Below are 13284 nucleotides of genomic sequence, written 5' to 3' on the forward strand. Positions count from 1 at the left end.
CTTGATTGGCATTACTTATGCGTTCATGTCAGAAACAAGGCCGTTATTAACAGGCATTTCTTCCACTTCTGTTACACGTTCAATATCTGCACCAAGTGCAGCAAGTTTTTCGTGGAAGTTCACGTATCCGCGGTCAAGATGCTTCAGCTCTGTCACGCGTGTTACGCCTTCTGCCACCAATCCAGTCAGGATCAATGCTGCGGCTGCACGAAGGTCTGTCGCAGCTACTTCTGCGCCCTGCAGATTGCTTGGTCCGTTCATGATTACAGAACGGCCTTCAATTTTAATATCAGCGTTCATGCGGCGGAATTCCTCCACATGCATGAAACGGTTTTCGAATACAGTTTCCGTAATCACACTTGTACCCTGAGCGTGAAGCAATAGGGCCATCATTTGTGATTGCATGTCTGTCGGGAATCCAGGATGTGGCATTGTTTTAATATCAACGGCCTTCAACTTGTCTGGACCCATAACACGGATGCCTTCAGCTTCTTCAATGAAGGTAACACCCATTTCTTCCATTTTGGCGATTAGTGAAGCAGAATGCTCAAGTACAGCACCCTTTACAAGAACGTCTCCGCCTGTAATGGCAGCTGCCACCATGAATGTACCTGCTTCAATGCGGTCAGGAATGATGTTGTGCTCTGCACCAAACAGTACGTCCACACCTTCAATGCGGATCGTGCCCGTTCCTGCCCCCTTAACCTTGGCACCCATTTTATTAAGGAAGTTAGCCAGGTCCACAATTTCAGGTTCCTTTGCTACGTTTTCCAGAATCGTTGTGCCTTTAGCCAATGTTGCAGCCATCATAATGTTCTCCGTAGCACCCACGCTAGGGAAATCGAGATATATTTTTGCTCCATGCAAGCGGCCTTCCGGTGCTTCCGCTTCAATAAAGCCATTACCAACCTTTACTTTCGCACCCATCGCTTCAAAGCCTTTTAAATGCTGATCGATCGGGCGGGAACCGATCGCGCAGCCCCCTGGCAATGCCACACGGGCACGGCCATTTCTTGCTAATAAAGATCCCATGACTAAAACTGAAGCACGCATTTTGCGTACATATTCAAAAGGTGCTTCTACCTTCAACTCTCGAGATGCATTTACTGTTACTGTATTATTTTCAAACTCCACTTCGGCGTTTAAATAGCGTAATACTTCATTAATAGTATATACATCGGAGAGTGTTGGGACATCACGAATTACGCTTTTGCCATCACTTGCTAACAGTGTTGCGGCGATAACCGGTAAAACAGCGTTTTTTGCTCCTTCTACTTTGACAGTACCGCTTAACCTATTTCCGCCGCGGACGATGATTTTATCCAAAGTGTATTCCCCTCCGCGTCCAATTTCTCTATATTAATATTCAATCGTTATGATGGGTGTGCCAATAACTATGTTTGTCTTGGCGCCCATTCCATTTGTCCGTAATCCAAGCTGCATGTTCATTTCATTGCCATTTGTCTCAATAGATTCACCAAAAAGCGGTGAATTTGCTGATGCTGAAATAAATTGCTCTTCTTTTAATGACTCTATTTCTGTCGCATTAAAAGCGTCCAGTAATTGTGTCGCAGTATCAGGCAAAGACTTATTAATCTTATCATTGAATTCGCCTTGGATACAAGAGAAAATTGTGGCATTTCCTCGAAAAATGTCAGAAATCTTACTATTTAGTTCTGCAGCCAGTTTGCTCTGTTCTTGTTTCCACCCCTGACCTTTGGCCTCATAAATCACATACGTCTGAACTTGACCTTTTGTGGGGGTTGATAATATTTTTACTGCTTCTGACTGAGCATCTGTTTGCTTAATAATAGCTTTTGCTTCCCAGGATTTTTCTGTTTTTTGAAAGCTCCATTCCCAATCAGGATATTTCGACTGCAGATCATTGGTGAATGCTTTTATTTCCTGAAAGTTTTGGCTTTCCATTTTTTCTCTCGCATGCAAAGTCCAATCTTTGATTAAAATATTCTCGCCCTGTAAAACCGAGGCCATCGATAACAGGTCAAGCTCCCCTTTGGCTACAGTCGTCTTATTCCCAATGTTTATCATCATGAAACCAATAATGGCAATAATAGATAATGTAATGAATGATTTTTTCATCTGTAAACTCCTCCCCTTAGTACCATTGTTACCAAGGATAGAGTGAGCATACTTGGGAATTGTCGTCACTTTTTGACAAACTGAAAAGGCAGCATAATCACTGTTTATTTCGTTGCTCTTTCTGCCTTTGTATGCATACTTTGAAAATCATTTCACAAGAGAGTATGTATGCAGAAAAACAAGCAACAAAAAGATTTTACTCAATAATTGTCAAATTGAAAACATGTATGAAGACCTATATTTACAAGAAAAGCGGAAGCGCCCTGCCCACGAAGGAACGCAGACTAAGATCGCCACGTCCTGTGGCAACGTCTGCATGACCCGCATCCTCCCAAAAGCTGTCGCTTTTGGTCGTGCGATGTTTATGCTGTCGAAGCCTTCCTTGTCCTGCGGGCCTCAAGCATAAGACGAGCCTCACGGTAAGGCGTTTTTTGCCTTGCTGGGAGGATTGGCTTATGACCTCGAGGGGGTAGGCGCTGGAGCTAGACAGCTATCAAAGTTCCAAGAAATAGTTCCAGATTATTATAAAAAATATAGCCACCAAATACAGTACCTATAGGAAGGTTATGTTCTGCAGTATAAGCGGAAGCTGCTGGGACCATAAAAGATAGTCTAGAAAGAAGTTGCTGACGGAAGATCCAATTACAATTGAAAGCAGAACATACAATACACGTGCCTGAAAAACATGATTCGCCCGCAAAAGGGTTTCAAACCGCAATGCCTGAAGCGCCCACCAGGCCAGCGCAATAAACACCAGATGAGACATAATGCTGATGAGTGCCTGCTGCCCAAATCCTGATATCATCTTCTTCCCTCCTTCAATTCAATGCCACTTCGCTTACCTGCCTTGTGCGCTACAATACCATTTGACGTTTATACTATCAGGTAAGTTTCATGACTGGATGTTTTTTGAAAATTAAGTTTCTTTCTTTTTCGCAGTTTATAAGTCCATTATATCGAATTGTCGAAAAAACACGAAGTTTAATGAAGGCAAACAAAAAGAAGGGGAAATTTCCCCCTCCTATTTATACCCCTTTTGTCCCCTTTTTTCGTAGAGCTTTTTAAAACCCCCATTTTAAAAAGCCTTTTATTGAAAGAAATCAGTAAACTGATTGAAATTGCCCTGCAGGAAATCAAATGCAATATTTGGTGCAATTCCAAACAGGATGGTGGCGGCCAGGCTGATGCCGATAACTGTCGTTAATGCAGCTGGAATCTTAACTTTTCCTGTATCTGGTGCAGGCCTGAAGAACATTTGCACCATGACGCCGAAGTAGTAGAAGTAGGAAACGACGGTTGTCGCAATCATAATTGATACCAGTACATAATGACCCTCATTCGGCACTAATGCACCCATGAAAATATTCAGTTTGCCAATAAACCCGGCTGTCCCCGGAATACCTGCAAGTGACAGCAGGAATATAGCCATGGCGATGGCCAGGAATGGTGCGCGGCGGTAAAGCCCGGCAAATTGGCTGATATCTTCTGAACCTGATTTATGTGTTATATGCTGGATGATCGCGAAAGCACCCAGGTTCATGAATAAGTAGGCCCCAAGGTAAAACCAAAGCGCATCAAACATGAACAGTGACATGCTCGCAATCACAACCAGCAGGTAACCGGCCTGAGCGATGCTGGAATAAGCAAATAAACGCTTGATATTCCGCTGTCTTAGCGCAACCAGGTTCCCTATAATCATCGTGGCTCCTGCCAGGAAAGCAATGTAATCCTGAAGAGCCAGGATCATCGGAAGCCCCTGTGCATCACCGGATGGTGCATTCGCAAAGATTGAAAACAGAATGCGGATAATAATGATGAATCCGGCTGTTTTGGAAACTACGCTTAAAAAAGCTGTAACAGGTGTAGGTGCCCCCTGGTACACATCCGGCGCCCACATATGGAACGGCGCTGCAGCCAATTTAAAGGAAAGTCCCACCACAATCATAAAGAATGCAAGACCTAACAGGTAAATATGCTGTTCATTATAGATGGATGTCAAAAATCCGGACATTTCCTTTAAGTTCGTAGTACCAGTTAAACCGTAGACATAACTCATTCCGAACAATGTGATCGCTGTGGCGATACTGCCGTTGATCACATATTTCATGGCCGATTCGTTTGAATGCAGATTTCTTTTTCTCATGCCTGCCAGAATGTAGGACGAAATGGAAAGAAGCTCAAGTCCCACAAACAGGGTAATTAAGTCTCCGCTTGAAGACATGATCATTGCCCCAAGCAATGCAGCCATGAACAGATAGAAAAATTCCCCCCTGAATTCTTCCAATCCTTCATTCGGCTCATAGCCAACGGCAATCAGCAGTACCATCGCAGATCCGATTAAGAGCAGCAGCTTAAAAGCTATTGCAAAGGAATCAAGCCTGAACGTATCAAATAAAATGGATTCCGGACCATGCCCGATAAGGCCCAGTAAGGAAACGAGAGCCGCGAATATTCCGGCAAAACCGACCCAGCCGAGAATTTTCCGGCTTTGGGATTTCGGCATAAACAAATCCATTAGTGAAAGAGCGGTCGCAACACCAAGGATGATGAACTCCGGCGTCATTATGCCCCATTCATAAGATAATAATGTTTCGAGATCCATCCTTCATCACCCTCCTATCCCAAGCATGATCGTTTCAAGTGTTGATGTCAGCGGTTCGCTCAGCACACTTGGATATACACCAATCAGGACAATTAAGCCGACTAAGACCAGGACAGGCACGAACTCAAACTTTTTCATATCCGTTATGCCGGCAAAGTCCCGATGCGCTTTGCCGTATGTGATGCCCAGTACCGCGCGAAGCAGGTAAACAGCTGTCATAATGATTCCGATTGTACCGCTTGCCGCGAGAATCGGCATTTCTTTAAACAGGCCAAGGAAGGCCATAAATTCACTCACAAACCCCGACATGCCAGGCAGGCCAAGGGAGGCCATTGCCCCTGCAAGCAGGAAGCCTGCCGTAATCGGCATTCCTTTTGCCAAACCGCCAAGATTTTGAATAGTGGAGGTTTGAAAGCGTTCATAAAAGACACCCACAAGGAAGAATAATAGTGCTGCGATTAATCCGTGAGAAACCACCTGGAAAATCGCCCCCTGTATTCCTGCCTCATTTAACGCGCCTAACCCGATTAAAACGATTCCCATGTGGGAAATAGAGGAGTAGGCAAGCACCATTTTAAAATCGGTCTGAACAAACGCCAGGAACGCTCCATACAGTAAATTCACGACTCCAAGCACAGCCAGCCATACAGCAAGGCTTTGGAATTGCTCAGGAAATATTCCCATTCCGAAGCGGATCAAACCGAATGCCCCTATTTTCAAAAGCACTCCGGCATGCAGCATGACGATTGATGGCGGAGCTTGTACGTGGACCCGCACCATCCAGCTGTGCAGCGGGAAAATTGGAAGCTTCACACCAAATGCAATTAAAAGCGCAATCAGCATGCCCATTTTCATATTTTCAGAGATTGGCGCAACAAGCTGCGGATTATCCGCGTTCATTGCGGCCATCAAAGCATCAATATTTGCTGTGCCAGTACGGGCAAACAGCACCATAATGACAATCAGCAGAACAGCAGATCCGAGCCCGTTATAGATCAGGAAGCTGTATGCCGCATTTTCTTTTTCATAGTAGCCCCATTTCCCGATCAGGAAGAAGGTCGGAATTAAGGTGATTTCAAAGAAAATAAAGAAAAGAATCAGATTTTCAGCGGCAAATACACCCAGCATGCCGACTTCAAGCAGCAGAAACAGCATGAAGTAGCCCTTCCATTCTTTTTTAATATGAATAGAAGCAATCGCTGCAAGTGTAGAAAGAACAGCTGTCAGGACAATCATAATCAGGGAGAATCCATCCAGCCCGAGCTCATAATCTATGGAAAAAAGATTTCCTAGCTGGCCGGAATCGCCAAACTGAATCCAGCTTACTTTTTCATTCAGCTGTTCCAGACCTGCACCTGCCCGGTATTGAAAATAGGCGATCAGTGATAATACCAGTGCAGGAAGCGTGGCAAGGAAGCCAACTGTCTTGATCAATGATTCCTGAGTTCTCGGCATGAAAGATAATACTAAAATACCAAGCAGCGGGGAGAAAACTAAAATGGATAGAAAATAAGCTAAGTTCATTTTAAGTACCCCCCTGTAAACGCATAGATGACGACTAAAATAGCCAGGCCGACAAACGCCACTGTTCCATAAGTCTGAATCTGGCCATTATGAAATTTAGAACCAAGCCTTCCGAGTGCAGATGTGATTCCAGTTACACTCTTTACAAGGCCTTCAACCAGGAATACTTCCAGTAAGCGCAGGAATGAGCTAATGAATTTCGCCCCATTCACTACAGTCAGCGAATAAAATTCATCGATATAGTATTTATTGTACAAAACGCTGTATGAAAGCGGCATTCTGCTTGTAAGCCAGTCGCGTGAAAGCGAGCGTTTGCCATACATCAGCCAGGCAAGGAAAATTCCAAGCAGGGATACAGCTGTTGCTACAATCATTATCCATACAGGCCCTTCAATATGGCCATGGCCCAGAGCATGGTTATCTTCCACGAGCCAATCACCGAGAAATGTTCCAAACCATGGTGTGTTCACATATCCAGCCACGACAGCCAGCACCCCAAGCACTACCATCGGCAGCGTCATGACACTTGGCGACTCGTGGACATTTTTCATATCGGTTCTTGCTTCGCCAGTGAAAACCATAAAGAACAGGCGGAACATATAAAATGCCGTAAAGAATGCGGCAATCACTGCAAGCCAGAACAGCAATGTGTTCCCATGTGCCCAGGCAGCGATTAATATTTCATCTTTACTGAAGAACCCTGAAAATAAAGGCACTCCGCTGATTGCCAGTGTTCCGATCAGGAACAGAGGGCCAGTCACGCGCAGCTTTTTCCATAAACCGCCCATATGTTCAATGTTCTGTGTATGAACGGCATGGATGACACTTCCGGCTGCAAGGAACAGCAAAGCCTTGAAAAAGGCGTGTGTCATTAAGTGGAATACACCGGCAACATATCCGGCAGATCCCAATGCCAGCATCATATAGCCAAGCTGGCTGACGGTTGAATAAGCGAGCACCCGCTTAATATCCTTCTGAACCAGGCCGATGCTTGCTGCAAAGATAGCTGTGAACGCCCCAATGACAGCAACGGTCATCAATGCTGTTTCACTTGCTGCAAAAAGCGGGAACAGCGCTGCCACTAAATACACACCTGCCGCTACCATTGTCGCTGCATGGATTAATGCGGAGACAGGCGTCGGCCCTTCCATTGCGTCAGGAAGCCAGGTGTGAAGCGGGAACTGGCCCGATTTTCCGACAGCTCCTATAAAAATAAGAATCGCTGTTAACGTAATCATGGTACCTGAAATGGCACCCGCTTCAACTGCTGCAAAAATCTCATCATACTCAAAGCTGCCAGCCTGCCAGAATAATAGAATCATTCCGATCAAAAGGCCGACGTCTCCAATACGCGTCATGATAAATGCCTTTTTGGCCGCAGCCTTTGCTTCCTCTTTGTAAAAATAGAAACCGATCAGCAGGAAGGAACCAAGTCCGACAAGCTCCCAGAAGAAATACGTCTGAAGCAGATTAGGCGAGATGACAAGGCCCAGCATGGCAAATGTAAATAACCCTAAATAGGCATAGAAAACAGGAAAACGGTCATCTCCCTGCATATAGCCTTTCGAATACGTATGTACCAGGAAACTGACAAGTGATACAATCACCAGCATCAGTGCATTTAACTGATTAACTTCAAAACCCGCTGTTAACTGAACATCCCCTATAGTCAGCCAAACGCCTTCTGCTTTATAAGTTGGTGCCGAAAACCGGTCAAATAGCACCAATAAGGAATAGACAAGCGAAGCCAGGGTAAACAGAATCCCAATATATGCACTCGCTTCTTTTAGCCGTTTGCCGAATAAAATAAGGAACAAAAACGATAAAAGCGGGAAAAGCGGTATGATCCATGCATTCTCCATCATTATCACAATCCCCTTTTTTGAACACACCTAATAGCACGGCGTGTCAGATTGGGACCTTATGAACCAGGTCCTTTAAGGCGGGAGCCACTTATGGCCGCCTTTTCAATTCTCTATTCTCAGCCAGTCCGGCTGCATTTTTCACAGTGTCTTTAGTGCTTCATGGCATCCATTTCATCAATGTTGACACTCTTTTTGTTACGGTAAAGTGAAATCAGGATTGCTATGCCTACTGCCACTTCTGCTGCGGCAACCGCAATAACAAATAGCGTAAAAATCTGTCCGGTAATGGACGGTGTGATGCCATATTTGCTGAATGCCACTAGATTAATATTTACTGCATTCAGCATCAGTTCGATTGAGATCAGGACAATCACAGTATTGCGCTTAGTCAAGGCACCATACAAACCAATGCAGAAGAGGATTAAAGCCAATGCCAGGTATGCTTGAACGGGAACTGTACTCATTCCTTTTCAGCCTCCTTTTCATCGTCTTTTTTAGCCAGAACAATGGAACCAATCAAAGCGACCAATAATAGGACAGAGGTTACTTCAAACGGAATAATGAACTTTGAGTAAAGCTCAATTCCGATTTGCTCTGTATTATTGACATGAAGGTCATTCGGCGCTGACGGCAAATCAAGGTTATAAATTCCGATGTAGACCGCGAAAGCAAAGCCAAGCACACCCGCGAATAATAACAGCTTACGCCAGCGGCCGATTTTGGGCTCGCTTGTATCGTTATGGCGTGTCAGCATGATTCCAAACAGCATAATGATGGTAATCGCCCCAGAGTAAATCAAGATCTGGACCGCCGCCAGGAATTCAGCTGAAAGCAGCACGTAAATTCCGGCGATGCTTACAAATGTAAATACAAGGGCGACAACCATATGCACAACTTTGGTAAGGTTCAATAAAAGCACGCCGCCGATGACCGCAACTAAAGCTAGAGACATAAACGCAAAAAACTCACCTGAAAACGTCATGCTTTATTCACCTTCCGTATATTTTCATCATTTTCATCGAGCCACTCAAGGTTTTTAAACAGCTCATCGCGGCTATATTCCGCCAGTTCAAAATTATTGGTCATGATAATCGCTTCGGTTGGACAGACCTCTGTACACAAGTCGCACAGGATGCAAATTTCGAAGTTGATATCATAAGTATCAATGATTTTCCCCTTTTTGGCAGGGTCCGGATGCTTTTTCCCTGTCAGCTCGATACAATCGGTTGGACAAATATTTGCACACTGATTGCAGACAATGCATTTTTCAGGGTAAAACTTTTGAATTCCCCTGAACCGGTCCGGAAGCGGAAGCGGCTCATTCGGGTAGTCATAGGTTACCTTTTTGCGTGTCAGGTTTTTAAGGGTATACGATAATCCTTTCGCTAAACCAAGCATGTTTTTCACCCCTTGTATAGAAATGCGGAAGCGCCTTGCCCACCCCCGACAAGCACAAGACGAGCCTCCGGAAAGGCGTTCTTTGCCTTTTGGGGGGATTGGCTTGTGACCTCGAGGGGGTAGGCGCTGGAGCTGGACAACTTAAGAAATGCGGAAGGCGCCCGCTTATCGGCGACAAGCATAAGACGAGCCGGCTGAAAGGTTGTTCTTTAACCTTTTAGACGGATTGGCTTATGACCTCGAGCCGATGGCGCCTGGAGCTGGACAATTTCAGAAATTGCCGGTCCTCATTAAAATATATTCAGCCATTCTTTCAGCAAAGCTGTTAAGAAAATATTCGCAAGCGCTACCGGCAGCAGCACCTTCCAGCCAAACTCCATGAGCTGGTCTGCACGGAGGCGCGGAAATGTTACACGGAACCACACCAGGATAAAGATGACAGCCGTAAACTTAAGCGCAAACCAGACTGCACCCGGAATGAACTCCAGGAACGGCAGCGGAAGCCAGCCGCCAAGGAATAGTACGGTTGTCAATGAAGCCATGGCAAAGAAGTATACATATTCCGCAAGCATGAAGAACGCCCAGCGAAAGCCGGAATACTCAACATGGAAACCGGCGACCAGCTCTGATTCTGCTTCAGGCAAGTCAAATGGAACACGGTTCAGCTCCGCTGTGGAAGCAATCAGGAATACGATGAAAGCAATAGGCTGCCAAATAATGAACCAGCCATTTTTTTGCGCTTCTACGATTTCATTCAGGTTTAGACTGCCTGTTAAAAGGATAATGCCTAATACAGACATTACGAGCGGAATTTCATATGAAATCATCTGTGCCGCGGCACGCATTCCGCCGAGCAATGCATATTTATTATTGGAAGCCCATGCACCTGTGACAATACCGACTGTTGTCAGCCCGGAAATGGCGATGTAATACAGCAATCCAACTCCAATATCAGCAAACTGAAGTTTATCTGTAAAAGGAATTGTCGCCAGCACCATGAATGCCGGTGCAAACGCAATAACCGGTGCAAGAATAAACAGCGGCCTGTCTGCAAGCTTAGGAATGGTGTCTTCTTTTAAAAGAAGCTTTAATACGTCCGCTACGGTCTGCAGCAGCCCCCAGCGTCCGCCGACCTGATTAGGCCCTTGGCGCAGCTGCATAAATCCCATTACTTTACGCTCCGCCAGAATGGCATAAGTAACAAATCCTAAAACGACTAATAGTAAAACGGTGGCAAGCAAGAAGAAAATACCGAAATTCAGCAGACCTGCTTCGGAATAGAGAAGTTCTTCTACCATTAACCGTCCACCTCCCCAAGGACAATATCAATTGCCCCTAAAATAGCAATCAAGTTCGCAATGTTTTCGCCTTCAAGCAATTTTGGGAGAATTTGAAGATTATAGAATGATGGCCTCCGGAATTTCATCCGGTATGGCTCCTTCTTTCCATCACTCGCGATATAGCAGCCGATTTCTCCCCTTGGAGATTCGATTCTGACAAATGCTTCCCCTTTGGGCGCTTTGATGATTTTCGGCACTTTTGCCAGAATATCGCCTTCTGACGGGAATTGCTCCACCGCTTGTTCAAGGATTTTTAATGATTCTTCAATTTCCTGCATACGCACATGATACCTGGCCCATGCATCACCGCCGTCCTGAACGGCCACATCGAAATCAAAGCGATCATAGATGGAGTATGGCTCATCTTTGCGGAGATCCCATTTCACGCCTGTGCAGCGGAGATTTGCACCGCTCAGCGAGTAGTTTAAAGCATCCTCTTTCGTATACTTTCCTACCCCTTTGACACGGTTCATGAAAATTTCGTTTCCGGTTACCAGCTGATGGTAGCCTTTGAGCTGTTCACGCATATATGGAACAAACTCTCTTACTTTATCAATCCAGCCCTCAGGAGCATCCCATTTTACACCGCCGACACGCATATAGTTAAACGTTAAGCGGCCTCCGGATATTTCATTCAGCATATTGATAATCATTTCACGCTCTCTGAATGCATACAGGAAGGGGCTTGTTGCCCCAATATCCAGTAAATATGTACCCCACCATACGAGATGGCTGGCAATCCGGCCAAGCTCCATGGTAATAATCCTCAGATATTCGGCCCGATCCGGAATTTTTAAATCCATCATCGTTTCAACCGCATGGACAAGAATATAGTTATTCGTCATAGCGGCAAGATAGTCCATTCGGTCAGTATAAGGAATAATTTGCGTATATTGCAGGTTTTCAGCTAATTTCTCCGTTCCGCGGTGCAGGTAGCCGATGACCGGTTTTGCCTCTTTGATGATCTCCCCGTCAATTTTCAGAACAAGACGAAAAACACCGTGCGTACTTGGATGCTGAGGTCCAACATTCAATAGCATTTCTTCGGTTCGCAGCAATGGTTACACCTCCACATCGTACGGTTCATAGTCTTTGCGCAGCGGATGCCCGATCCAATCTTCCCCCAGCATTATCCGATATAAATTAGGATGTCCCTTGAACTGGATGCCCAGCAAATCATAAGCTTCACATTCCGGCCAATTCGCTCCTGCCCATAACGGCTGCAGTGAATCAATCACCGGCTCATCACGGTCAATTTTAACCTTCAGTGCAACAGATTGGCGGTTTTTGTATGAGTATAAGTGAGCATACACTTCCATGTGGGTCTCAAAATCGGTGCCATGAAGCTCTGATAAATAATCAAAGCCAAGCTGTTCATTATATTTCAGGAATTCTGCTAATTTATAATATGATTCAGCCCTTGCAACCAAAGTCGGCACTTCCTTGGAGAGATTATTAATATAGTACTCTTCAAGAACATCAGATCCCAGGTTTTTTTCAATTACCTTTACATATTTATCAAGGTAAGGCTGATTAACGGATGGAGCTTTTTCTGCAGCTGGTTCAGCATCAGCCTTGCTTCCGGCAGCTTTTGCCTTCGCGGCGGCAGCGGCTGCGGCCTTTGCTTTCGCTGCTGCGATTGCCTTAGCCTTTTCGTCATCAGCTGATCGGTCAGCTTTGCCTGCTGCGGCTAATTTTGCTTTTGCAGCTGCGGCGGCTTTTGCCTTTGCGGCTGCAATCGCTTTTGCCTTTTCATCGTCCCCGCCTGCTTGTTTTGCTTGAGCTGCGGCTTTCGCTTTTGCTGCGGCGGCGGCTTTTGCTTTGGCGGCTGCAGCAGCCTTTTGCTTCGCCAGATCCATATCTTCGGCTGGAGCTTCCGCCTCAGCTTCTCCCTGCTCTTTCGCTTTCAGCTTTGCCAGGGCCGCTGCCTTTGCCTTCGCGGCTGCGGCGGCTTTTTGCTTCGCCAGATCCATATCTTCAGCTGGAGCTTCTGCCTCAGCTTCTCCCTGCTCTTTCGCTTTCAGCTTCGCCAGGGCTGCTGCCTTTGCCTTCGCGGCTGCGGCGGCTTTTTGCTTCGCCAGATCCATATCTTCAGCTGGAGCTTCTGCTTTTGCTTCTTCTTTTCCCTGCTCTTTTGCTTTCATCTTTGCCAAGGCTGCTGCCTTTGCCTTCGCGGCTGCGGCGGCTTTTTGCTTCGCCAGATCCATATCTTCAGCTGGAGCTTCTGCTTTTGCTTCTTCTTCTCCCTGCTCTTTTGCTTTCATTTTAGCCAGGGCAGCTGCCTTCGCCTTCGCGGCTGCTGCAGCTTTTTGCTTCGCCAGATCCATATCTTCTGCAGGTGTTTCTTCCTTTATTTCTCCCTGCTCTTTCGCTTTCATTTTAGCCAGGGCCGCTGCCTTCGCTTTTGCGGCAGCTTCTTTTTTCAGCTGTTCAAGATTTTTTTCTCCGCTCATAG

Annotated in this window: 12 protein-coding genes; all 12 read right to left on the minus strand. The window is 45.8% G+C overall.

The features are described 5' to 3' along the window. Positions 1-15: 15 nt before the first annotated feature. The 12 genes from murA to PBF_RS05040 all read right to left on the minus strand — a co-directional run bounded on the left by murA (position 16) and on the right by PBF_RS05040 (position 13282). The gene (gene murA / locus PBF_RS04985) at positions 16-1326 is read right to left on the minus strand and encodes a UDP-N-acetylglucosamine 1-carboxyvinyltransferase (RefSeq protein ID WP_035327874.1); all 1311 of its coding nucleotides are present in this window, start codon (positions 1324-1326) and stop codon (positions 16-18) included. A 33-nt stretch (positions 1327-1359) separates the two neighbouring features. Beyond that, on the minus strand, positions 1360-2100 hold the full coding sequence (locus tag PBF_RS04990) for a YwmB family TATA-box binding protein (RefSeq protein ID WP_035327875.1): 741 nt from the start codon (positions 2098-2100) through the stop codon (positions 1360-1362). 553 nt (positions 2101-2653) lie between these two features. Next, complete coding sequence (locus PBF_RS04995) at positions 2654-2905, minus strand: DUF1146 family protein (protein ID WP_035327878.1); 252 nt, start codon at positions 2903-2905, stop codon at positions 2654-2656. A gap of 282 nt (positions 2906-3187) precedes the next feature. Further along, positions 3188-4702 (minus strand): NADH-quinone oxidoreductase subunit NuoN, encoded by a 1515-nt coding sequence (gene nuoN / locus PBF_RS05000; protein ID WP_035327880.1) that lies wholly within the window; start codon positions 4700-4702, stop codon positions 3188-3190. 6 nt (positions 4703-4708) lie between these two features. Beyond that, on the minus strand, positions 4709-6226 hold the full coding sequence (locus tag PBF_RS05005; protein WP_035327881.1) for an NADH-quinone oxidoreductase subunit M: 1518 nt from the start codon (positions 6224-6226) through the stop codon (positions 4709-4711). Further along, positions 6223-8091, minus strand: coding sequence for an NADH-quinone oxidoreductase subunit L (gene nuoL / locus PBF_RS05010; RefSeq protein WP_035327882.1), 1869 nt, complete (start codon positions 8089-8091; stop codon positions 6223-6225). Before nuoL ends, PBF_RS05005 begins: the two co-directional genes overlap by 4 nt. A gap of 149 nt (positions 8092-8240) precedes the next feature. Then, complete coding sequence (nuoK, locus tag PBF_RS05015) at positions 8241-8555, minus strand: NADH-quinone oxidoreductase subunit NuoK (RefSeq protein WP_035327883.1); 315 nt, start codon at positions 8553-8555, stop codon at positions 8241-8243. Next, the gene (locus PBF_RS05020; protein ID WP_035327884.1) at positions 8552-9073 is read right to left on the minus strand and encodes an NADH-quinone oxidoreductase subunit J; all 522 of its coding nucleotides are present in this window, start codon (positions 9071-9073) and stop codon (positions 8552-8554) included. Before PBF_RS05020 ends, nuoK begins: the two co-directional genes overlap by 4 nt. Continuing rightward, positions 9070-9489, minus strand: coding sequence for an NADH-quinone oxidoreductase subunit NuoI (gene nuoI, locus PBF_RS05025; protein WP_035327886.1), 420 nt, complete (start codon positions 9487-9489; stop codon positions 9070-9072). Before nuoI ends, PBF_RS05020 begins: the two co-directional genes overlap by 4 nt. Positions 9490-9779: 290 nt before the next feature. After that, positions 9780-10787, minus strand: a complete 1008-nt coding sequence (gene nuoH / locus PBF_RS05030) for an NADH-quinone oxidoreductase subunit NuoH (protein WP_035327889.1) — start codon at positions 10785-10787, stop codon at positions 9780-9782. Further along, positions 10787-11887: an NADH-quinone oxidoreductase subunit D gene (locus PBF_RS05035; RefSeq protein ID WP_035327892.1), complete on the minus strand. Its 1101-nt coding sequence runs from the start codon at positions 11885-11887 to the stop codon at positions 10787-10789. The genes nuoH and PBF_RS05035 overlap by 1 nt, the downstream gene beginning before the upstream one ends. A 3-nt stretch (positions 11888-11890) precedes the next feature. After that, positions 11891-13282, minus strand: a complete 1392-nt coding sequence (locus tag PBF_RS05040; RefSeq protein ID WP_035327893.1) for an NADH-quinone oxidoreductase subunit C — start codon at positions 13280-13282, stop codon at positions 11891-11893. Positions 13283-13284 lie beyond the last annotated feature (2 nt).

Origin of the sequence: Cytobacillus firmus DS1 (genome assembly GCF_000565285.1) — a bacterium.
Taxonomy (GTDB): domain Bacteria; phylum Bacillota; class Bacilli; order Bacillales; family Cytobacillaceae; genus Cytobacillus; species Cytobacillus firmus_A.